Origin of the sequence: Vreelandella populi, from assembly GCF_003989825.1 — a bacterium.
GTDB lineage: Bacteria > Pseudomonadota > Gammaproteobacteria > Pseudomonadales > Halomonadaceae > Vreelandella > Vreelandella populi.
In genome coordinates this window covers 195,828-217,652 of the sequence record NZ_RZHE01000004.1, presented here as the reverse complement: position 1 = coordinate 217,652, position 21,825 = coordinate 195,828, and the positions used below count along the sequence as shown (strand labels likewise).

The window sequence follows — 21,825 nt, the reverse complement described above, 5'->3', positions numbered from 1 at the left end:
ATCCTCATGCTATTAGTGCCTGCGAGTATGGCGCAGGCGAATCATCACGCGCGCTGCGTAATGGATGATCGCGATCGCGAAGTCTGCCTGTACAACCCCGCCCGGCGCATCGCCACGCTGTCGCCGGGTGCCACCGAGCTTACCTACGCCGCCGGTGCGGGTGAGCAGGTGGTGGCGGTGGTCTCCTATAGCGATTATCCGCCCGAGGCAAAGCAGGTTGCCTCGGTGGGCAGCCATACCCGTATTGATCTTGAAGCGTTGATAAGTCTGGCGCCGGACCTGGTTATTGGTTGGGTAACCGGCAATCCGGCCGAGCAGCTGGAAACGCTGGAAGCGTTAGGGATGCCGGTGTTTTATATCGAACCTCGCACTATCGAAGGCGTGGCGAGCGCTATTGAGCGTTTGGCGCGCCTGGCGGGTACCGAGGCGACCGGTCGGCAGGTGGCGAATAACTTTCGCCATCAGATAGCGCTGCTAAAAACGCGTTACGCCGAGCGCGAGCCGGTGACTACCTTCTATCAGGTATGGGATGAGCCGCTAATGAGTGTGAATGACCAACACCTTATTGGCCAGGTGATGCAGCTGTGTGGTGCGGTTAACGTGGTGGGCGAGCAGCCTCGCCTGGTACCCCGCCTGGACGATGAGGCCGTGCTGGCCGCTAATCCCGAGGCAATCGTGGCCGGCGGAATGGGCGAGGAGAACCGCCACTGGCTGACCCACTGGGAGCAGTACTCACACCTTGTGGCGGTGGCCAACAGCCACCTGTTTTTTGTACCGCCTTCACTGATTCAGCGCCCTACGCCTCGCTTGGTAGAGGGCACAAAAATTCTCTGCGAACAGCTGGATAGCGTTCGCCAACAGCGTGAAGCCCTTTGATGAGACAGGGACGGGGCCATTCCAGCATGCCGTTAGGGCTGCTTGCGTTGGCCGCATTGATTGCCCTTTTGTTTGCGATAAGTATGGGCAGTGCCTCGCTTTCCACTGCTCAGCTATGGGCGGTCGCCCAGGGGCAGGGTGAGCTTTTAGCCAGTACGCTGGTGTGGGAGTTGCGTTTGCCCCGGGCGCTTTCTGCGTTTGCAGTCGGCGGCTTGCTGGCGGTAGCCGGGGCGCTGATGCAAGTACTGCTGCGCAACCCTTTGGCTGACCCTTACGTGCTGGGGCTTTCTGGCGGAGCTTCTATTGGCGCGCTGGCAGCCATGCTGGTGGGTCTGGGCGGGTTCTTTGTATCGGGGGCGGCATTTATCGGCGCTCTATTTTCAACATTATTGGTATTTGGTTTGGCGCATGGCCGTGGCGGCTGGAGCCCTGCAAGGCTGCTATTAACTGGGATAGTCGTTGCTTCGGGCTGGGGGGCGGTGATTACGCTGATACTGGCGATGAGTCCTGCCGAGCGGCTGCCGGGTATGCTGTATTGGCTGATGGGCGATCTTTCCTATGCACGCACTCCCTGGCCGCCGCTTTTACTACTGATAGCGGTATGCCTACTGCTGGTACCTTTAGGGCGAAGCCTCAACGTGCTGGCCCGTGGCGCGCCCCAGGCCGCTGCACTGGGTGTTAACGTGCGCCCGATGGAGTGGGGTATTTATATTCTTGCCAGTCTGCTGACGGCCGCAGCGGTCACCACCGCCGGCAGCATCGGGTTTGTGGGTCTTGTGGTACCCCATATGTTGCGTTTGCTGCTGGGCAACGACCAGCGGCTGATTCTACCCGCCTGCGCACTGGCGGGCGGCACGCTGCTGGTGTTAGCCGATACTCTGGCGCGTACCATGATTGCCCCTGAGCAGCTACCGGTTGGGGTGATTACCGCATTACTGGGCGTACCCACGTTTCTGTTTCTGCTCCACCGGAGCCGCTAATGACCATATTGACCACTCAGCAGTTGGTGATCGATGTGCCCAATCGGTTAAGTGGCACGCCGCTGAATTTAACCATTCAGCCGGGGCAAGTGTGGGGCGTGTTGGGTCCTAATGGCGCGGGTAAATCGACACTGCTGCATACCCTGGCGGGGTTGCGAGCGCCACGCTCCGGTAGCGTTTATCTCGATGAAGTGCCGCTTGCCAAGCTACGTCGCCGTCAGGTCGCTCAAGCGTTAGGGGTTGTGTTTCAGGAGCGGATGGACAGCTTTCCGGCCACGGTGCTGGAAACAGCGCTGATTGGCCGTCACCCGTTTCTTTCCGCCTGGCAGCGGGAAAATAGCGCTGACTACACCCTTGCTGAGCAGGCATTGGCCTGCCTGGATATCGCCTCTTTAAGCGAGCGTTTGGTCAACACGCTGTCCGGCGGCGAGCGCCAGCGCGTTGCCCTGGCCACCGTGCTTACTCAAGATCCTGCCATTTGGCTTGCTGATGAGCCCACCAACCATCTGGATCTCCATCACCAAAGTGCGGTCATGGAGTTAATGGCTGAGCAGGCGAAGCAAGGAAAGAGCGTAGTGATGTGCCTGCACGATCTTAATCTAGCCGCACGGTGGTGCGACCAGATACTGCTTTTGTACCCTAATGGGGAAGCCAAGTGGGGACCACGGGAAAGGCTGCTAACCGCCGGTAGGCTCGAAGCGCTCTACCGTCAGCGGCTCACGGTCGTTGAGGTCAATGGTGCGCCGGTATTTGTGCCGATATAGAGGACGCTAACCGCGTGAGGGGGGAGTGGCGGTTCTTACGATAGTCGATAGTACGATAGATGGCCCCGGCGGTGCAGTCAGTAGAACTACGCACTAGGCATGTTGCCAAGCGCGTAGCCCTGCTGTACTGGCCAAAAATCTTGGAACCTTTTTCTGAGATGATAAGAAGTGTTGGCTTACTGCTCCAGCTCAGCTCGCCAGGAGTGGCGCGGTTTGAAACCAACCAGGCGCCGCGCTTTGTCGATACTGTAGAACGTCTCATATTCTCCCATTGCGTGCTGTACAGGCACGCCAGGATAGAAGCGCTCAATCACCTGGGCACTGGTAAGCCCTACCGATAGATCTTCATTGGCAACGTTGAATACCTGGTAGCCCAAGCCATCCGTTTTCAGACAGCAGTCGACCATCTGCCCCAGGTCGCGGGCATCGATGTAGGCGAAGATGTTGCGTCGGCGCAGCGCCGGGTTATCCATATACGCCGGGAAGTTCTGGCGGTATTCGTGAGGCTCGATCACGTTATTGATACGTAGGGCGTAAATGTCGATGCCTGAGCGCGCTTGAAACGAACGCGCGGTTACTTCGTTGACTACCTTGCTCATGGCGTAGCTGTCTTGCGGCACAGTGGGGTGTTCTTCATTGATAGGCAGGTAGGCTGGCAGCTTCTCACCATCGGCAAAGCAGATGCCGTAGGTGGTTTCGCTGGAGGCAAAGATTACCTTTGGGATGCCCAGCCGGGTGGCAGCATCCAGAATATGGTAGGTGCTTAGCGTGTTGATACGGTAGGTTTCGTTATCCGGGCGGTGCAGAATGGCGGGGATAGCGGCAAAGTGCACGATGGCGTCGTAGCGTGGCATTCCAGTGCCTGGCTCCAACTCATCGAAAGTGGCGTAAGCTTGGCACGCATTGAACACCTGGCCCGCGTCGGTCAGGTCTACCTTCAGCGTGGTGATGCCCGGCACATCGGACGCTACCCAGTCCAGATTGGTGATGCTGTGACCCTGGTCACGCAAATACGCGGTCGCATGACGGCCAGCCTTGCCGCTACCGCCAGTGAATAACAAGCGCATGGGAAGTCCTTAATCAATGGAGAGGCCTCCTCACCTTAGCAAAGAAACTGCCTACCCACCGGCGCTGTAGGACGGTGGGATGACTGCACTGCGAAAACGCATGATTCGCTTGCCATCAACAGGGTCATCCAGCACATGTGCATGCACGCCAAACGTTTCCTGCAGCCGCTGGGCGGTTAGCACGTCATGTGGCTGGCCGCTGGCGATCAGCCGCCCACCGTCCATCACGCCAATGCGGTCACACTCCATGGCCTGATTCAAGTCGTGCAGAGAAATCACTACGGTAATGGGCAACTGCCTGATTAGCTCAAGAATCGACAGCTGGTGGCGAATATCCAAGTGGTTGGTGGGTTCATCCAGTAGCAGAATTTTCGGCTGTTGGGCAAGCGCCCGGGCAATATGCACGCGCTGGCGCTCGCCGCCGGAAAGCGTGTGCCAAAGCCGGCCCGCCATATGCGCCATATCCACGTCATCCAGCGCCTGACCCACAATCGCGTCATCGTGAGTAGACCAGGGGTGAAGCGCCGAAAGAAAAGGCGTGCGGCCAAGTGCCACGACCTCGCGCACGTAAATTCTATCGGTGGTTTCCGCCTGCTGTTCAACCAGCGCGACTGACTGGGCGATATGCCGCTGGCGCATTTTGGCGAGGGGCTGGCCGTCGATACGAACGTGGCCCTTTTTGGGTTTGTTCAAGCCTGCCAGCAGGCGTAATAGCGTGGTTTTACCGGAGCCGTTTGGGCCAATCAGGCCAAAGGTCTGGCCGGGCGCAACGTCAAGAAAAACGTCTTCTAAAAGCGTTCGCCCATGAACGCTCCACCCCAGCTGTTCGGCGGTTAATTTCATTGGGCCCTCGTACCGCGAACAAGAATAAGCGCAAACGCAGGTGCGCCAATCAGCGAGGTAATCACTCCGATCGGCAGCACCTGGCCGGGCACTAGCGTGCGCGAAAGAATATCCGATCCAATCAGAAACACCGCGCCGGCGAGTGCCGAGGCGGGCACCAGGCGCGTGTGCTGGGTACCCACGATAAAACGCATGGCATGAGGGATGACCAGGCCCACAAAGCCAATGGCGCCCACTATCGACACCATAATGGCCGTGACCAGCGCCACCGCGATAATTAACAACCCGCGGGTCGGGCGCACGGCGATGCCCATGGAAGCCGCGCTGTCGGCGCCAAAGGTAAAGGCATCCAATGCGCGGCGGTGCCAAAGGCAAATCAGCAGGCCGCCCAGGGCCGCAGGGAAGGCGATGGCTGCATCGTCCCAGCGCACGCCGGAAAGGTTGCCCAGTAGCCAAAACATGATGCCACGCGCCTGCTCGGCGCTGGCTGACTTGGTGATGATAAATGCGGTCAGCGCGTTAAACAGCTGAGAACCTGCGATACCCGCCAGAATAATGGCCCCGGCCGCCTGAGTGCTGCGCCCACCGCCGGTCCCGCTACTGGCCGCATGGGCAAGCAGTACCACCAAGCCAAATGCAAGCCCTGCACCCGCAAATGCCCCGGCAGATAACGTAAAAGCACCCGCGCCAAGGCCCGCCACCGTGACCGCCACGGCACCGGTTGAGGCACCGGCTGAAATGCCCATCAAGTACGGGTCGGCCAAGGGGTTGCGCAGTAACGCCTGAAGCACAACCCCGGCCAGAGCAAGCGTAGCACCGCAGCAAGACGCGACGATGGCGCGGCTTAGCCGGTAGTTCCAAATAATCCCTGCATCAATTCGGTCAACGGCGTAGTCGGCCCCCAGAAGATGGTTGGCCAATACCTTGAGAATCGTATCCACGGGTATCGACGTTTCACCAATCGCCGTACCGGCAAGCAGCGCGATCAGCAGCACCAAGGGCGCAAGCCAAAGCCAGTGCGCCTGGGTGCGCGCCATTGGGGTGCTGTGCATGGCGATAGCTTTCATTGTGTGAAAGGCGTATCAAATAGGGCGGGGGCGAGCTTCATGAGATGGTGTTCCGGGTACCGATGGACATAAAGCTCGACAGACTGCCGAAGATGCGAGGATAAAGCACTAAAAACCTTTGATATTGACGACTTGCTGAAGTGGCGAGGTGGCTTCCACCTGGTGCCATCCTCTATAATGCGCGGTTATTGTAGCCACTTTCGCGGCGTTTGGCTCTATCGTTATTCTCTTGTCAGTGATGAATAACTTTCACGTGTATTGCAGTGTCCATGCGTCGCTTAATGTATTAGCTTTACGCGCTTGTAAAGTATGAGCTTTACTCGCTTGTTCTAGCGTTTAGTCGCTTAATATCTCCTTGTTAAATCAAGTCAATGTTCCTTTTGCCCATGGTGATGCCTGTGGTCGAGTTTCCCTTTACCGCCGTCGTCGGCCAGGCATCGCTTAAAAAAGCGCTGCTTTTGAACGTGATTAATCCGCGCATTGGCGGGGTCCTTATCAGCGGCCCGCGGGGTAGCGCCAAGTCGACCCTCGCCCGCGCGCTGGCGGAATTGCTTCCCGAATCCGAAAAAGGGGGGAGGTCACCGTTTGTCACTCTGCCGCTGGGCGCCAGCGAAGACCGCCTGACCGGAAGCCTGGACCTTCAAAAGGTATTGAGCGAGCGCGAAGCCACTTTTCACGAAGGGCTTTTGGCCAAAGCCCATGGCGGCGTTTTGTACGTTGATGAAGTCAACTTGCTCGCTGATACCCTAGTCGACCTGCTGCTGGATGTTGCCGCAAGCGGAGTCAATATCGTCGAGCGTGACGGTCTCAGCCACTCCCACGCGGCGCGTTTTAGCCTGATTGGCACCATGAACCCGGATGAAGGGGAACTGCGTCCGCAGCTTCTGGACCGTTTTGGCCTCTGCCTTGAACAGCCAGCTTCCATGAGTATCGAAGAACGCATCGCCATTGTGCAGCAGCGCGATGCCTTTGACCGCGACCCCGCTGGCTTTATCGCTGACTACGCCGCTGAGCAGGTAGCCCTGCGTGAACGCATCGAGCGTGCCCGGCATGCGCTTGCCACGGTAACGGCGCCTGCCTGGGTCTACGCGCATATCGCCCGGCGCTGCGAGGAGTCAGGGGTCGAAGGTCTGCGTGCCGATGTCACCTGGCACCGTGCAGCCCAGGCTCATGCCGCCTGGCGGGGTGGCGATACGATCAGCCAGGAAGATGTAGATACCGTTGAGTCGTGGGTATTGGCCCATCGGCGTACGCGTGAAGAAGCGACACCGCCATCAACGCCGCCATCTTCTTCGCCGCCTTCATCCACGCCAAATGAAAAACCTTCTGGCGGCCAGTCGTCTGCCGATAGACGTTCAGACGAGCAGGGTCAGTGGGGCGCCATGCCGCCCTTGGCGCACAACATGCTGGATAGCCAGCCGCTTGACCTCCCCGCGCTACGCCTGCCTACCCCAACCAACCGGCCTGCGGCTAAGCAGCCGCTATCACTCGGCGGTACGCGCAAGGGCGGTGAATTGGGCCAGGGGCGAGCTAATGCTGCGCTTACCTCACGGCCGGACTGGTTTTCCACGCTGATCGCCAATCGCGGCCAGTGGCCCTGGCGGCAGCTTCGCTATCGTAAAGCGCGCGCCGGGCAGCCGGTACTGCACTTGGTGCTGCTGGATACCTCCGGCTCGACGCTGGGTAAGCGCCTGCTGGGCCAGGCCAAGGGCTGGGTGGATAGCCTGACCCGCCAGGCGTATGTCGCTCGGGAGCAGATGGCCGTGCTGGGTTTTGGCAACGATGCGGTGACACCGCTACTAACCCGCCAGCGTGCACCCAAAAGCCTGGAGGCCACGCTGAATAGCGCCGATGGCGGGGGCGGTACACCGCTGCGTAAAGCGGTCGCCCAGGCGGGGCGGTTGATTCGCCAGTGGCAGCGGCGTGAGCCCGGCCTGCATATACGCACCTACTTGATCACCGACGGGCGCACCCGTGAATCCGTTTCAGACCTGCCGAAGCTCGGCGACTGCGTGGTGATGGATACCGAACACTCTTTTGTCAAACGCGGCCAGGCGGCGCGCCTTGCCCAGCAGCTGGGCGCCTTGTATTGGACACTGCCCACCCAGGAGTCAGCATGAGCGATAGCAATCACCAAAACCGCATGCAGCGTAAAAAAGAGGTGGTCGACGAGCGCATCAGCCGTGCCACCGAAGAGCGCGGGGTGTTAATCCTGCTCAAAGGCAACGGTAAGGGCAAAAGCAGCTCCGCGTTAGGCACGCTGGCACGCTCGCTGGGCCATGGTCAGAAAGGCGCAGTCATTCAGTTTATTAAAGGGCGGCGCGAAACCGGCGAATACCTGTTCTTTCGCGATCACCCCAGGCTTGACTGGCACATCATGGGCCAGGGCTTTACCTGGGAAACCCAGGACCGCGAGCGCGATATACAAGCCGCCGAAGCCGCCTGGAAAATCGCCAAGGGGCTATTGGAAGACCCGGCCTATAACATCATCGTGCTGGACGAAATGAGCTACATGTTCAAGTACGGCTATCTGGACCCGGTGCCGGTGGTAGAAGCTTTGCAGCGCCGCCCGGCGCACCAGAATGTGATTATTACCGGGCGTACCATGGCCCAGCCGCTTCAGGAAATCGCCGACACCATCAGCACCGTGCAGGATGAGCGCCACGCGTTTCGCGACGGTGTCAAAGCCCAGGCGGGGATCGAATACTGATGAGCACGCCTTCTGCCAGCTGCCCCGCACTGTTTATCTCGGCACCCGCGTCAGGCCAGGGTAAAACTACGGTAACCGCCGGGCTTGCGCGGCTGCTGCGCAACCAAGGAAAAGTCGTCCGAGTATTTAAAACCGGCCCAGATTATCTGGACCCGCAAATTCTCGCCCAGGCCTCCGGCCAGCCGGTCGACCAGCTCGATTTATGGATGGCAGGCGAAGCCTACTGCCGCCAGCGCTTTTATGAAGCCGCTGTTGAAGCCGATTTAATTCTCGTGGAAGGCGCCATGGGCCTATTTGACGGTGAGCCTTCCAGCGCTGATCTAGCCGCGCTATTCGGCATTCCCATGGCCATCGTGATGGATGTTAAAGGCATGGCCCAAACCGCCGCCGCGCTGGTAACGGGGCTGGCTGGCTTTCGTGACGATATCCGGTTTGCTGGGCTAATTGCCAATAACTGCGGCTCCCAGCGCCACCGTGAGCTGATTGAAGGCGCGTTGCCCGCAGCCATTCCGTTTTTGGCCGCCGTACCACGCGACCCTGATCTGGCACTTCCCGAGCGCCATCTAGGGCTGGTGCAGGCGGAAGAGATCCGCGACGATCTGGAAATTCGCTTTGAAGCCGCGGCGCAGGCGCTGGAAGCCGCAGGCCTGTTGAACGCGCTCGCCACGCTTTCGCCGGTCAGCTTTAGTGCTTCTACTGAGGCGCAAGCTGCTGTGTCGCAGGCACTGGCTGGACAGACGATAGGCGTGGCCCGGGATGCGGCGTTCAGCTTTATTTATCAGGCTAATCTGGACCTGCTGGCGCAGATGGGTGCGCACGTGCGCTTTTTCTCTCCACTGAGCGATGCTGAACTGCCCGAGTGCGATGCCCTTTGGCTACCCGGTGGCTACCCTGAGCTTCACGCGCAGGCGCTTGCGGCGAACACCGCCATGCGCGATGCCATTACAGGCTTCTTTAGCGCGGGTAAACCCATCCTCGCCGAGTGTGGTGGCATGTTGTATAGCCTGGAAACCCTGACCGACTACGCTGAGACCACTCACACCATGCTCGGCTTACTGCCGGGGCACGGCGCCATGCGTGGGCGCCGCGGCTGCCAAGGGATGCAAACTGCCGAGCTGCCCGAAGGGCCGGTTCGTGGCCATGCTCACCATCGCTCCATGGCCGAGCAAACGCCTGAGCCAATGGCTTACGGGCGCCGCCAGCGCCACCCAGCGCCCGGCGAGCCGATTTACCGTGCCGGGCGCCTGACGGCGACCTACTTACACCTGTTTTTCCCGAATAATCCTGCTGCGGTAGCGCGTCTTTTTAGCCACGGTCTTGGCAACGATTCAGCGCCGCACGATTCAGTACTATCCGTTTCTGCGCAGGCCACGGCCGCAAGCCCCCAAATTGAGGAATCCTCGCATGCAGTTAAATAAAATTCCCGCCACGGTTGTGACCGGTTTTCTAGGCAGTGGCAAAACCACCTTGCTTGCCAATATTTTGCGCCAGATTACCGGCAAGCGGATTGCGGTTATCGTCAATGAGTTTGGCGAGCAGGATATCGACTCAAGCTTGCTGCGAAGCTGTGCGCTGGATTGTGAAGAGGGCGAGCAAGTCGCCTCCGGTGAAGACGGCAGTATTTACGAGCTGGCCAATGGCTGTATCTGCTGCACCGTGGAAGAAGAGTTTCTGCCGGTGATGAAAAAGCTGGTGGCGCGGCGTGATGATATCGACCATATCCTGATCGAAACCAGCGGGCTGGCCTTGCCCAAGCCGCTGGTGCAGGCTTTTAACTGGCCGGAAGTGCGTCAGCACTGCACCGTGGATGCGATTATTACCGTGATCGACGGGCCTGCCGTAGCTGCGGGGCGGTTTGCCAACGACGAAGAAAAAGTGGCCGCCCAGCGCCTGGCCGACGACAGCCTGGATCACGACCCCAGCCTGCGCGAGCTGCTGGACGATCAGCTAAGCGCCGCGGATTTAGTGCTGGTTAGCAAAACCGATCTGCTTAACGCCGACGAAAAAGCCCGCGTTGAAGCGCTGGTACAGGCGCGGGTGCCCGCATCGGTCAAAACGCTGTTTATCGACCAGACGCTGGCCACCGACACGGCCCAGCTAGAAGCCTTAATGGGCATTGGCGCGGCCAGTGAAGAGCATATCGACAAGATTACCAACCATCACGACAAGCACCATGCCGAAGGCGCCCACCACGATCACGCCCACGATAACTTTGACTCCTGCGTGATTACGCTGGGTGAAGTCGATGGCGATGAGCTGGCGGCTAAGCTTCAATATCTGCTGAAAACCCAAGAGATCTATCGCGCCAAGGGCTTTGCGGCCATTCCGGGTAAACCCATGCGCCGGGTTATTCAGGCCGTAGGTGAGCGCCTGGACGGCTATTTTGACCGTTTATGGCGCCAGGACGAGCTGCGCCAGACTCAGCTGGTGATTATCGGTAAAACGCTGAATAACGATGAGATTCACGCAGCGCTCGTCAGCGCTGAGCGGTTGGTAAACGCCTAATGCATCTTTTCGCTGCCAAACCGGGGGGCTTTGTTGATGATGAAGGCATCATCGACCTGCAGCAAAGCCCCGCTGAGGTTGTGATTATGTCCGCCGCTGACAGTAACTTGTCGGCGTTGGCTCAGGCGGTTGATCGCTTGGGCGATGATTACCCCTCGGTGCGGCTGGCGAACTGGATGAACCTGGTGAAACCGGCGGCCTTTGATCTTTACGAAGACCGCGTGCTGGAAAAAGCCCGCTTGGTGGTGGTGTCGCTGCTGGGCGGAAAGGGCTATTGGCAATACGGCTACGAGCGGCTTTTGGCTTGGGTGGCAGCGAAACCCGAGCGTCAGCTGATTCTGGTGCCCGGCTGCGACGCCCCAGACGATGCCCTGCTGGAAGACTCCAGCATTGCCTTTGACGATGCCTACCGCGTATGGCGCTACTTGCGCGAAGGCGGCGTGGATAACGCCGAGCAGCTGCTGCGCTTTATCGGAAGCGAATGCTTGGCGCATGAGTACTTGGCGCATGAGTATGCGTGGCAAGAGCCTAAAGTGATTCCGGCGGCGGTAATTTACGCACCCCAAGCTAACGGCCAGCAGGCGGTCAGCCTAAGCGAGTGGCGCGCGCAGCGTATTGCAGAGCGCCCGGTGTGCCTGCTGCTGTTTTATAGAAGCCACCTGCAAGGCGCGAACACCGCCGTGCTCGACGGCATGATCGATGCGCTAAAAGCCGAAGGGCTTGAGCCGTTAGCTGTCGCGGTGGCCTCACTAAAAGAAGGCCCCTGCATCGCGTTCGCCAATCACCTCATCGAGCAAACCGGCGCCATGCTGGTGGTTAATACCACCAGCTTTTCGGTAAACCGTACCGCCGATGACGCCAGTGCAGCAGATGAGTTGAGCAGCAATCTTCATGAAAGCCTTTTTGTCGGGCGGCCCGTGGTGCTACAGGCGATACTCGCCAGCAGCACCTTGGATGACTGGCAGGGAATGGCTGCCGGGCTGCATAGCCGCGATGTCGCCATGCAGGTGGTGCTGCCCGAAATGGACGGGCGGATTATCACCCGCGCTGTCGGGTTTAAAGCCGAAGTTCACTATAACGCTCGTGCCCAGCTTTCGGTGACGCACCACACGCTGCACCCAGAACGCGCTGCCTTTGTGGCCAAACTGGCCCGGCGGTTTTGCGCGCTGCGCCAAACGCCCAATGCTCAAAAGCGCATCGCGCTAATTATGGCCAACTACCCCAACCGCGATGGGCGTATCGGTAACGGAGTAGGGCTGGATACACCGGCCTCTACGCTGCAAATTTTAAATGCCCTGAAAGGTGACGGTTATCCGCTAAGCCAATTGCCGGAAAGTGGCGATGCGCTGATTCGCCTGCTCCAGGGCGCCGTTACTAACGATCATGACAGTCTGGATCAGCGCGCCTGCTGGCAAAGTATCAGCGTTGAGGATTATCTGGCCTGGTTCCAAACCCTTCCCGCCGCGCTTCAGAAAACGATATGCACCCGCTGGGGCTCGCCGAAAGACGACCCCAAATGCCGTCAGGGGCGGCTAATGATTTCGGGTATCCGCTTGGGCGAAACCTTCGTGGGCATCCAGCCCGAGCGCGACTTTATTGATGACCTGACCCAGTCCTACCACGATATTGAGCTGGCGCCGCCGCATAGCTACCTGGCGTTTTACCTCTGGCTGCGCGAGCACTATCAGGTTGAGGCGGTTATTCATGTGGGCAAGCACGGTAATCTTGAGTGGCTGCCGGGTAAAAGCACCGCGCTAAGCGCCGAATGCTGGCCGGATATTGCGCTCGGGCCGATGCCGCATTTCTATCCGTTTATCGTCAATGACCCCGGCGAAGGCGCCCAAGCCAAGCGCAGAAGCCAGGCGGTAATTATCGACCACCTGATGCCGCCGCTGGCGCGCGCTGAACTTTACGGCCCCATGGCCGAGCTTGAAGCGCTTACCGATGAGTACTATCAAGCACTGGACATGGACCCGCGTCGCGAGGCGCTGATTCGTGAACAGATATTGGCCCACCTGCGGGCAACCGGCATAGATCAAGAACTTGCCCACGCGGTGAATAGCAGCTGTGACAGCGAAATTCTCAACGAGCTGGACACGTTTCTGTGCGATATCAAGGAAGCCCAGATTCGCCACGGCCTGCACATACTGGGTGAGCTTCCGCCCGAGAAAAAACGTGCGGCCACGCTGGTAGCACTTTTAAGGCTGCCGCGTGGTGAAGCCGTGGCAAGCCGCGGTTTGCTGCACAATCTGGCCGCTGACCTGACGCTGGGTGAGAGCTTCGACCCGCTGGCGGCGGGCAGCGAGCCTTGGCTTGGCTCTAAACCGGCTGTGCTGGCAGGCAAGCTAACCGCTGCCTGGCGAACCGGCGCCGATACCCGCGAGCGGCTGGAGCTCCTCGCCGAGGAGCTGGTGACCGACTACGTATTGGCCCAGGGTAATCTGGCAGCGCTTGCTCAGGCGTATCCTGCCACGGCCGAACAGCTTGCGTTTGCTCGCGAGCAGCTGTGGGCTGCCATGCAGCAGGGCGTAAAGATGGAAATTGGCTCTTTGCTGGATGGGCTTGAGGGGATTTTTGTACCCGCCGGGCCCAGCGGCGCGCCCAGCCGGGGGCGGCTGGATACGCTGCCCACCGGGCGCAACTTTTTTAGCGTGGATAACCGCTCCATCCCATCGCCTGCTGCTTGGACGCTGGGCGAAAAATCCGCCCAGGCGTTTGTCGAACGCTACCTGCAGGATCACGGCGACTACCCGCGCCGCTTGGGGCTCTCCATTTGGGGGACCGCGACCATGCGCACCGGCGGCGACGATATCGCCCAGGCCTTTGCGCTGATAGGGGTGCGGCCCAAATGGTCGTTGGGCTCTCAGCGGGTGATCGATTTTGAAGTAATCCCTTCGATGCTGCTTAACCGCCCACGGGTGGATGTCACGCTGCGGGTGTCCGGATTCTTTCGCGATGCCTTCCCCAATGTGATTCGCCTGTTTGATGCCGCGGTACAAGCGGTTGCCAATTATGCCGAGCCGGGCGATAGCAACACCATTCGTTCCGCCGTGCTTGAACGCCAGCACATCCTTGAAGCCCAAGGGTTAAGTGCCGAAATGGCCGCCCAGGAAGCGAGCTATCGTATTTTTGGCAGCAAGCCCGGCGAGTATGGCGCCGGCCTGAACCGGCTGATCGAAAACCGTAGCTGGGGTGAGGCTGATGATTTGGCCGAGGCCTACCTGGGCACCGGCGCCTACGCTTACGGGCAGTTTGCGGATTCCGGCACCGCCGCACGTGGCGCCTTTGAGCAGCAGATCAAAGGGTTGGATGCGGTGATGCAGAATCAGGATAACCGCGAGCACGATATTCTCGATTCCAACAGCTACTACGCCTTTCAGGGCGGCATGGCCAACGCTACCCGCGCGCTTGCTGGCCGGGCGCCGGAGATCTATCACGCCGACCACGCCAACCCCGCTGTGCCCAAAATTCGCACGCTCAAAGAGGAGCTTGCCCGGGTCATTCGCTCACGGGTGTTGAATCCCAAGTGGATCAACGCCATGCGTGAACACGGCTACAAGGGGGCGTTTGAGATGGCCGCCACGGTCGACTATCTGTTTGCTTACGATGCCACCACGGACTTGGTCGCGGATTACCAGTACGCTCAGGTGAGCGAAGCGCTGGTACTGGATGAGGCCAACCAACAGTTTTTACGTGAGCACAACCCCGCAGCGCTTGAAGAGATGGCCGAGCGGCTGCTGGAAGCTGCCCAGCGCGGCATGTGGCAGGAACCCGGCGAGCACGGCGAAGCGCTGCAAGACCTGCTGCTGGAAATGGACGAAGCCAGGGAAACCGCCAGTTTATGAGCATTAGTCCGCTGATCAAAGGCTGGTGCCCCGGCGCTTGGCGGCCCATGGAAACCGGCGACGGTTGGCTAGTGCGCGTGCGCCCACCGCTCGGGCAGCTTTCCAAAGCGCAGGTGCTCGCGCTGTGCGACGCGGCAGAAACCTATGGCAATGGGCTGATTGAACTAACCAGCCGAGCCAATATTCAGCTGCGCGGCGTTTCGGAAGCCACGTGGCCGCCGCTAATGGAATTTTTGACCGCGCATGAATTGGTCAGTGCGGACCCTACCAGTGAGCAGCAGCCCCAATGCCTGCTGGCGCCCAGCTGGCAGGCGGGCGATGAGACGCATCAACTCGCCTGCTTGTTACAGGCGCGAGGCAGCGAACTAGCCGTGATGCCCAGCAAAGTCGGCATCGCCATTGATGCAGGCGAGGGTCCGGTGCTGGGCGATACCTCCGCAGATTTTCGAGTTGAGCGCTCAACAGAAGGGGGGCTGCTGGTGCGCGCTGAAGGCCATGCATGCGGCACGCCAGTTGGCTCTATTGAGGCTGCCGTTGAGCATTTAATACGCCTGACGCACTGGTTTGTGGAAAGCGGCGGAAATGACGTCGGGCGGATGCGGCAGCATAAAGTGCCGCTTCCCGCGTGGTCACCTGCTAAAATGCGCTCCGCAAGCGCTTGTGTAAGTGCGGGTGAAATGCCAGGCGCGGCGCTGGCGCTTGGCAAGTATCAAGCGGGCATGGTTTACGGGCTGCCATTTGGCCGCGCAGCCGCTGCTGCATTGCGGGCGGCCGTAACGCCTGTGGCGGTGAGCTATGTACGCGTAACACCGTGGCGGCGTTTATGGGTCAAGGGCGCAAGTGGGCCGGTTGAAGGATTGATCAGCGACAATCGGGATACGCGCTTATTGATGGATGCCTGCCCCGGCGCGCCTTACTGTGCTCAGGCAAGCGTTGCCACCCAACCGCTCGCCAGGCGGTTGGTGCCCGAAGTTAAAAGACATAGCGTTCATATATCCGGCTGCGCCAAGGGATGCGCCCGCCGTTCATCGGCCGACGTGTGCCTGGTCGGTCAGGCAGGCCGATTCAATCTTATTGTTAAGGGTGATGCGCAGAGCACGCCCGTTAAGACAGGCCTCACCGAGACTGAGGTCGTCGAATATTTGGAGAGTTTGGGTGCCCTATAAGTATGAAACAAGCGGCCCGGCGATTTACCGGGAATCCTTCGCGATTATCCGCAGCGAGGCCGACCTTGCGCGCTTTTCTGCCGAGGAAGAGACCGTTGCCGTGCGCATGATTCACGCCGCCGGGCTTGTCGAGCTTGCCGCGCATATTCATTTTCAAAATGACGCGGTCAATAAAGCGCGTTCAGCACTCGAACGCGGCGCGCCGATTCTCTGCGATGCGCGCATGGTCTCGGAAGGCATCACCCGCAAGCGGCTACCCGCCGATAATCAGATTATTTGCACCCTGAACGATGAGCGCACGCCACACCTTGCCCAGGAAATGGCGAACACCCGTTCGGCCGCAGCGCTGGAACTATGGCGCCCGCATCTGGAAGGCGCCGTGGTGGCGATTGGCAACGCACCCACCGCGCTGTTTCATCTTTTGAATATGCTGGAAGACCCGAGCAGCCCGCGCCCGGCAGCGGTGATTGGCTGCCCGGTAGGCTTTGTAGGGGCCGCCGAATCCAAGGAAGCGCTTTGGGCAACGCCCGCCATTCCCAGCTGCATCGTACGTGGCCGTTTGGGCGGCAGTGCGGTAACGGTCGCGGCCATCAACGCCATGGCGGATCGCGTCGAATGACACAGGCATCCACACAGGGCACTGTTTACGGCGTTGGCCTGGGGCCGGGCAGCCAGGACTTGATGAGCGTGCGTGCTGATCGGCTGATTCGTGGCGCCACGCATATTGCCTATTTTCGTAAAAAGGGCCGCAAGGGCCATGCGCGCAGCATTGTTGAGGGGCTAATCGCGCCCGGCGCCATTGAGCTGCCCATGGAGTACCCGGTAACCACGGAGATCCCTTTTGAAGACCCACAGTACAACGCGTTGCTCTCAGAGTTTTACTCGCGTTGCGTGGCCCAACTGATCGAGATAGCCAACGCCGGTTGTAACGTGGTGGTGCTGTGCGAAGGCGACCCGTTCTTCTACGGCTCGTTCATGCACCTGTATACGCGGCTGCTGAACCAGGTGCCGGTGTCGGTCGTACCTGGGATTACCGGTATGTCCGCCGCCTGGACGGCCACCGGGCAACCCATCACCTGGGGCGACGATATTCTCACCGTGCTGATGGGCACGCTGCCCGAGAAGATGCTGGCTGAAAACATCGCGCAGACAGACGCACTGGTGGTCATGAAGATTGGCCGTAATCTGAACAAGCTGCGCCGCGCGCTTGCTCAGGCAGGCCGGGAAAACCAGGCGTGGCTGATCGAGTACGCCGCCATGGAGCAGCAGCGTGTCTTGCCGCTTGTCGAGGTGGGCGAGAGCGTGCCGTACTTCTCGATTGTACTGATTCACGGTAACGGGAGGCGGCCATGAGCGGCTGGCTAAAAATCGTCGGCCTGGGGCCAGGGGCAGACGCCATGATTACTCCCGAGGTATCCGCCGCGCTTTTAGAGGCGACCGATGTAGTAGGCTACGTGCCCTACGTTAACCGGGTAGCGCCGCGCGCGGGCCTGACCCGACACGGCTCGGACAACCGCGAGGAGATTCGCCGCGCCGACCACGCGCTACGCATGGCGCGCGAGGGCCGCCGGGTGGTGGTGGTGTCGTCCGGCGACCCCGGCGTGTTCGCCATGGCGAGTGCGGTGTTCGAAGCGCTGGAAGCCGGCGACAAGGACTTACGCGCGCTGGATATTCAGGTGCTGCCGGGTATTTCCGCCATGCTGGCGGCCAGCGCCCGCGCGGGCGCGCCGCTGGGGCATGATTTCTGCTGTATCAATTTATCCGACAACTTGAAGCCCTGGGCGCTGATCGAAAAGCGCCTGCGTTTGGCGGCGGAAGCCGACTTCGCCATGGCGTTCTACAACCCGCGCTCCAAGTCGCGCCCGATAGGGTTCGAGCGCACGCTGGACGTGCTGCGTGAAGCGTGCGAACCCGAGCGGCTGATCGTCTTCGCCCGTGCGGTGTCTACGCCGGAAGAGTCGATTAACGTCACCACGCTTAAGGATGCCACGCCCGATATGGCCGATATGCGCACGCTGGTGATTGTCGGCTCCCGGCAAACGCGGTTGATCGAGCGCGACGGCGCTCCCTTGGTGTATACGCCCCGCTCAGCCGTGTGAGGGTTCAAGCCAGGCCAGCACCTCATCGACGCTATGCACTTCATGGCGCGCGGGCAGCGCAGGGCGTTCGATCATCACGACCGGCAGGCCAAGCGTGCGGGCGGCTTCGAGCTTGGAAGAAGCACCGTTGCCACCCGCGTTTTTGCACACGATGCGCTCGATCCGCTGGGTCTTGAGCAGCGCTAAATCGCCTTCCAGAGTAAACGGGCCTCTATCCACCGTAGTGGTGAAGCTGGGAAGCGGCGGCGAGGCGGTTGGCTCGTCGACCAGGCGAAGCACATAGTGGTGTTGAGGCTGCGCGGCAAACGCGGCAAGGTGCATGCGGCCAATGGCGAGCAGCACGCGCTGGGGCAGGCACTCAAGGGCCCTAACCGCTTCCTCAATACTTGCCACGCTCTGCCAGTTATCATGCGCGCTTGGCGCCCAGGCGGGGCGCGTCAGGGCAATCGCCGGTACGCCGGTTTGCATGGCAGCGTTCAGAACATTACGGCTCATCTGCGAGGCAAACGGGTGTGTCGCATCAACAATATGGGTGATTTGGTTTTGCTTGATAAAGGCCACCAAACCAGCAACACCGCCAAAGCCACCTACACGGGTGGGCAGCGGCTGTGCTTTAGGCGCCTTGACGCGGCCCGCATAGCTGAAGATAGCCGGAATTTCGCGCTCACTAATAGCGCTAGCCAGCACACTGGCCTCACTCGTACCCCCAAGAATCAGGACGTTTATCATGGCTTTAGTTAACAAGGCTCCGTGGCTCACACTATTAGGTTGGGGGGAGAGTGGCACAGCGGGCCTCACAGCGGCAAGCTACGAGCAGCTCGAGCGCGCCGAGATCGTGTTTGGCGCACGCCGCCATCTGCGCCTTCTTCCCCCCTTAACGGCCGAGATACGCGAGTGGCCGGTGCCGTTTGCAGATGGCATTCCCGCACTTCTCAACGAGCGCGGCCGCCGGGTGGTTATGCTGGTATCCGGCGACCCGTTCTGGTTTGGGGCAGGCACCAGCCTGGCGCGCCACCTGGATGCCAGCGAATGGATCGCCGTGCCATCGCCCTCAACCTTTAGCCTGGCGGCGGCCCGGCTGGGTTGGCCGCTTGAGCGCTGCACTTGCCTTGGCCTGCACGCCAAACCGCTGACCCGCCTTCGGCCCTACCTGCAAAACGGCCAGCGCCTGCTGGTGCTGTTACGCGATGGCGCTGCCGTGGCGGAGCTGGCCGCGCTGGTGAGAACATGCGGTTTTGCGGATTCCCAGCTTAACGTGCTGGAAGCCCTGGGCGGTGCCGATGAGCGCATTCGCACGCTGCGCATAGAGGACGCGCTACCCGAGGATATCGCCCACCCGGTGGCGGTGGGTATCGAGGTGGCGGGTAACGGCCCCGCAATCCCCTTGACGCCGGGACTTGCCGATACCTTTTTTGAGCACGATGGGCAGATCACCAAGCAGGCCGTGCGCAGCCTGACGCTTTGCGCACTTGCCCCCCAGCCCGGCGAGCGGCTGTGGGATATCGGCGCGGGCTCTGGCTCCATTGCCATCGAGTGGCTGCTGGCCCATCCGGATAATCAGGCCATCGGCTTTGAGCAGCGCTCGGAGCGCGCCGCCCGGGCACGCCGCAATGCGCAAAACCTGGGGGTCGATTGGCTGGAGATAAACGAAGGCCACGCACCGGAGGTGCTTGAGAATGCGCCGCTGCCTGATGCGGTGTTTATCGGCGGCGGGCTTTCCCAAGCGCTTCTGGATCTTTTATGGCAGCGCCTGCCTCGCGGCACGCGAGTAGTGGCCAACGCGGTCACGCTGGAATCCGAAGCGTTGCTGGCGCACTGGCAGCAACAGGCGGGGGGGGAACTGCTGCGTTTAGAGCTGGCCCACGCAGCACCCATGGGCACCCGCCGGGGCTGGAAAGCCAGCTACCCGATTGTTCAGTGGCGTGGCGTTAGATGACTAAGCAAACAGTGGCTAGGCAGGCGTTGAAAATCGTAGGGTTTGGCTTTCGCCAGCAGGCAACGCGTGATTCGCTCGAACAGGTGTTGGATCAGTTGATTGCCCAGTACGGCCCTATCGACCGGTTGGCAGCGGCTCGCAGTATGCTGCCACTGGTTCAAGCGCTGGGGCACGCCCGCAGCATGCCGGTGATTGGTGTCGCGGATGCAACGCTAGCCAGCGTTACCACGCTGACCCATTCTGCCTACAGCCTGCGCGAAAAAGGCACCGGCAGTGTGGCAGAAGCCGTGGCGCTTCTGGCCGCGGGTAGCGGGGCGCGGCTTCTAGGCCCGCGCAGGGTTTCAGACGATAGAAAGGCCACGGCCGCGGTGGCAATGACAGCGGCGCAAGGAGTTGGATTATGACGGTTCATTTTATTGGCGCAGGCCCCGGCGCGCCGGATCTTTTAACGCTGCGCGGGCGCGACCTGATCGCCGCCTGCCCGGTATGCCTGTATGCAGGGTCGCTCGTACCCGAAGAAATCCTCAAGCACTGCCCCGAAGGCGCGCGCATCATCAACACCGCGCCGCTGTCACTTGATGAAATCATGCAGGAAATTCAAACCGCCCACGCCGCAGGCCAGGATATCGCCCGGCTGCACTCCGGCGATCTCTCGGTGTGGTCCGCCATGGGCGAACAGCTGCGCCGCCTGCGAGAGCTTGATATTCCCTACAGCGTGACCCCCGGCGTGCCTTCCTTCGCCGCTGCGGCGGCAACGCTCGGCCAGGAGCTAACGCTACCCGGCGTGGCGCAATCCGTGGTGCTGACCCGCACGCCGGGGCGGGCAAGCGCCATGCCTGAAAATGAAACGCTGGCCAGCTTCGCCCGCACAGGCGCCACGCTCGCTATTCACCTCTCCATCCACAATCTGGCCCAGGTAGTGGAAAGCCTGACGCCCCATTACGGCGAAGAGTGCCCGGTGGCGATTGTATGGCGGGCCAGCTGGCCGGACGAGCACGTGGTGCGCGGGCGCTTATCCACGGTGGAATCCCTGATCGACCACACGCTCCAGCGCACGGCGCTGATTCTGGTAGGGCCGGTACTCGAATCCGAAGACTTCCAGGAAAGCAGCCTGTACGCGGTAGGCTACGACCGCCGCTTTCGCCCCCAGTCGGCGGATTCGCCGTTTGCCAGCAGCGATAAAAAGGGCGGCGCATGATCACGCTTTCGCTGATCGGCATTGGCACCGGCAACGTGGACCACGTAACGCTCGCAGCGGTGCGCGCCTTGAACGCGGCCGACGTGATTCTGCTACCGCGCAAGGGCGAGGCGAAATCGGACCTTATCGACCTGCGCCGCGTGCTCTGCAACGAACTGCTTGATCAAGCGGCCAGTATACGCATCGTCGAGTTCGACTTACCCACCCGCGATGCCAAGGGTGCGTACCTAAGCGCAGTAGACGAGTGGCATAGCGCCATTGCCAGCGTGTGGGCCGAACTGATGGATAAACACCTGCCAAACGGTGGCCACGTCGGCATGCTGGTATGGGGCGACCCCTCGCTTTATGACAGTAGCCTACGCATCGCCAAGCGCCTGACGGATAGCGGCCGCGCCGTTGAGGTCAAGGTAGTGCCCGGCATCACCAGCCTGCAAGTGCTCACCGCCGAGCATAAAATTCCCCTGAATGCGCTCGCCGAACCCATCCAAATCACCACCGGCCGCCGCCTGCGCGAACGCGGCTGGCCTGAAGACGCCGCCACCGTGGCCGTGATGCTCGACAGCGGCGGGGCGTTTACCTCGTTGCCAAAAGCTGACACCTACATCTGGTGGGGTGCGTACCTGGGCATGGATAAGCAGTGTTTGATCAAAGGTCCACTAAGCGAGGTAAGCGACGAGATTATCGAGCACCGCGCCGCGCTACGTGAAGAACACGGCTGGATTATGGATATTTATCTGTTAGCTAAACAGCCTTTGATATAGCGCCGGTA

20 protein-coding genes are annotated in these 21,825 nt (G+C 60.6%); 16 read left to right on the top strand and 4 right to left on the bottom strand.

Annotation, left to right across the window (positions count from 1 at the left end; all coding sequences use genetic code 11):
- Positions 1 to 6 precede the first annotated feature (6 nt).
- Genes ELY25_RS04160 through ELY25_RS04150 form a run of 3 tightly spaced genes read left to right on the top strand, consistent with a single transcriptional unit; the run spans position 7 to position 2,620 of the window.
- A complete protein-coding gene (locus ELY25_RS04160; protein ID WP_126950126.1) occupies positions 7 to 876 on the top strand; it encodes a cobalamin-binding protein in 870 nt (289 codons plus the stop codon).
- Positions 876 to 1,856: a FecCD family ABC transporter permease gene (locus ELY25_RS04155; protein WP_126950023.1), complete on the top strand. Its 981-nt coding sequence runs from the start codon at positions 876 to 878 to the stop codon at positions 1,854 to 1,856. Before ELY25_RS04160 ends, ELY25_RS04155 begins: the two co-directional genes overlap by 1 nt.
- The gene (locus ELY25_RS04150) at positions 1,856 to 2,620 is read left to right on the top strand and encodes an ABC transporter ATP-binding protein (RefSeq protein ID WP_126950022.1); all 765 of its coding nucleotides are present in this window, start codon (positions 1,856 to 1,858) and stop codon (positions 2,618 to 2,620) included. Before ELY25_RS04155 ends, ELY25_RS04150 begins: the two co-directional genes overlap by 1 nt.
- 176 nt (positions 2,621 to 2,796) lie before the next feature.
- Here the strand turns inward: ELY25_RS04150 and ELY25_RS04145 are convergent, their stop codons facing one another.
- The 3 genes from ELY25_RS04145 to ELY25_RS04135 are packed head-to-tail and all read right to left on the bottom strand — an operon-like array spanning position 2,797 to position 5,582.
- A complete protein-coding gene (locus ELY25_RS04145) occupies positions 2,797 to 3,687 on the bottom strand; it encodes an NAD-dependent epimerase/dehydratase family protein (protein WP_126950021.1) in 891 nt (296 codons plus the stop codon).
- A gap of 51 nt (positions 3,688 to 3,738) precedes the next feature.
- Complete coding sequence (locus ELY25_RS04140; protein ID WP_126950020.1) at positions 3,739 to 4,530, bottom strand: ABC transporter ATP-binding protein; 792 nt, start codon at positions 4,528 to 4,530, stop codon at positions 3,739 to 3,741.
- Positions 4,527 to 5,582 (bottom strand): FecCD family ABC transporter permease, encoded by a 1,056-nt coding sequence (locus ELY25_RS04135; protein WP_126950019.1) that lies wholly within the window; start codon positions 5,580 to 5,582, stop codon positions 4,527 to 4,529. Before ELY25_RS04135 ends, ELY25_RS04140 begins: the two co-directional genes overlap by 4 nt.
- A 401-nt stretch (positions 5,583 to 5,983) precedes the next feature.
- On the opposite strand from ELY25_RS04135, the gene ELY25_RS04130 reads away from it, so the two are divergent.
- Genes ELY25_RS04130 through cobJ form a run of 9 tightly spaced genes read left to right on the top strand, consistent with a single transcriptional unit; the run spans position 5,984 to position 17,922 of the window.
- Positions 5,984 to 7,717 carry an AAA family ATPase gene (locus ELY25_RS04130; protein WP_126950018.1) on the top strand — a complete coding sequence of 578 codons (1,734 nt, stop codon included), beginning with the start codon at positions 5,984 to 5,986 and terminating at the stop codon, positions 7,715 to 7,717.
- Complete coding sequence (cobO, locus tag ELY25_RS04125) at positions 7,714 to 8,307, top strand: cob(I)yrinic acid a,c-diamide adenosyltransferase (RefSeq protein WP_126950017.1); 594 nt, start codon at positions 7,714 to 7,716, stop codon at positions 8,305 to 8,307. Before ELY25_RS04130 ends, cobO begins: the two co-directional genes overlap by 4 nt.
- Complete coding sequence (locus ELY25_RS04120; protein WP_126950016.1) at positions 8,307 to 9,725, top strand: cobyrinic acid a,c-diamide synthase CobB; 1,419 nt, start codon at positions 8,307 to 8,309, stop codon at positions 9,723 to 9,725. The genes cobO and ELY25_RS04120 overlap by 1 nt, the downstream gene beginning before the upstream one ends.
- Entirely contained in the window at positions 9,712 to 10,812 is a 1,101-nt protein-coding gene (gene cobW, locus ELY25_RS04115) for a cobalamin biosynthesis protein CobW (RefSeq protein WP_126950015.1), read from the top strand. Before ELY25_RS04120 ends, cobW begins: the two co-directional genes overlap by 14 nt.
- Entirely contained in the window at positions 10,812 to 14,657 is a 3,846-nt protein-coding gene (gene cobN / locus ELY25_RS04110) for a cobaltochelatase subunit CobN (RefSeq protein WP_126950014.1), read from the top strand. The genes cobW and cobN overlap by 1 nt, the downstream gene beginning before the upstream one ends.
- Entirely contained in the window at positions 14,654 to 15,823 is a 1,170-nt protein-coding gene (locus ELY25_RS04105) for a cobalamin biosynthesis protein CobG (protein ID WP_126950013.1), read from the top strand. Before cobN ends, ELY25_RS04105 begins: the two co-directional genes overlap by 4 nt.
- Positions 15,813 to 16,442 (top strand): precorrin-8X methylmutase, encoded by a 630-nt coding sequence (locus ELY25_RS04100; RefSeq protein WP_126950012.1) that lies wholly within the window; start codon positions 15,813 to 15,815, stop codon positions 16,440 to 16,442. The genes ELY25_RS04105 and ELY25_RS04100 overlap by 11 nt, the downstream gene beginning before the upstream one ends.
- Positions 16,439 to 17,176: a precorrin-2 C(20)-methyltransferase gene (locus ELY25_RS04095; RefSeq protein WP_126950011.1), complete on the top strand. Its 738-nt coding sequence runs from the start codon at positions 16,439 to 16,441 to the stop codon at positions 17,174 to 17,176. The genes ELY25_RS04100 and ELY25_RS04095 overlap by 4 nt, the downstream gene beginning before the upstream one ends.
- A complete protein-coding gene (cobJ, locus tag ELY25_RS04090) occupies positions 17,173 to 17,922 on the top strand; it encodes a precorrin-3B C(17)-methyltransferase (protein WP_126950010.1) in 750 nt (249 codons plus the stop codon). Before ELY25_RS04095 ends, cobJ begins: the two co-directional genes overlap by 4 nt.
- Here cobJ and ELY25_RS04085 read toward each other — a convergent pair.
- Complete coding sequence (locus ELY25_RS04085) at positions 17,911 to 18,651, bottom strand: cobalt-precorrin-6A reductase (RefSeq protein ID WP_126950125.1); 741 nt, start codon at positions 18,649 to 18,651, stop codon at positions 17,911 to 17,913. The two genes, cobJ and ELY25_RS04085, sit on opposite strands and share 12 nt — an antisense overlap.
- Between ELY25_RS04085 and cbiE the strand changes: the two genes are divergently transcribed.
- The 4 genes from cbiE to cobF are packed head-to-tail and all read left to right on the top strand — an operon-like array spanning position 18,650 to position 21,817.
- The gene (cbiE, locus tag ELY25_RS04080) at positions 18,650 to 19,858 is read left to right on the top strand and encodes a precorrin-6y C5,15-methyltransferase (decarboxylating) subunit CbiE (RefSeq protein WP_126950009.1); all 1,209 of its coding nucleotides are present in this window, start codon (positions 18,650 to 18,652) and stop codon (positions 19,856 to 19,858) included. The genes ELY25_RS04085 and cbiE overlap by 2 nt on opposite strands.
- Positions 19,855 to 20,262 carry a cobalamin biosynthesis protein gene (locus ELY25_RS04075; RefSeq protein WP_126950008.1) on the top strand — a complete coding sequence of 136 codons (408 nt, stop codon included), beginning with the start codon at positions 19,855 to 19,857 and terminating at the stop codon, positions 20,260 to 20,262. Before cbiE ends, ELY25_RS04075 begins: the two co-directional genes overlap by 4 nt.
- Positions 20,259 to 21,056, top strand: a complete 798-nt coding sequence (gene cobM / locus ELY25_RS04070) for a precorrin-4 C(11)-methyltransferase (RefSeq protein ID WP_126950007.1) — start codon at positions 20,259 to 20,261, stop codon at positions 21,054 to 21,056. The genes ELY25_RS04075 and cobM overlap by 4 nt, the downstream gene beginning before the upstream one ends.
- Positions 21,053 to 21,817, top strand: a complete 765-nt coding sequence (gene cobF, locus ELY25_RS04065; RefSeq protein ID WP_126950006.1) for a precorrin-6A synthase (deacetylating) — start codon at positions 21,053 to 21,055, stop codon at positions 21,815 to 21,817. The genes cobM and cobF overlap by 4 nt, the downstream gene beginning before the upstream one ends.
- Positions 21,818 to 21,825 lie beyond the last annotated feature (8 nt).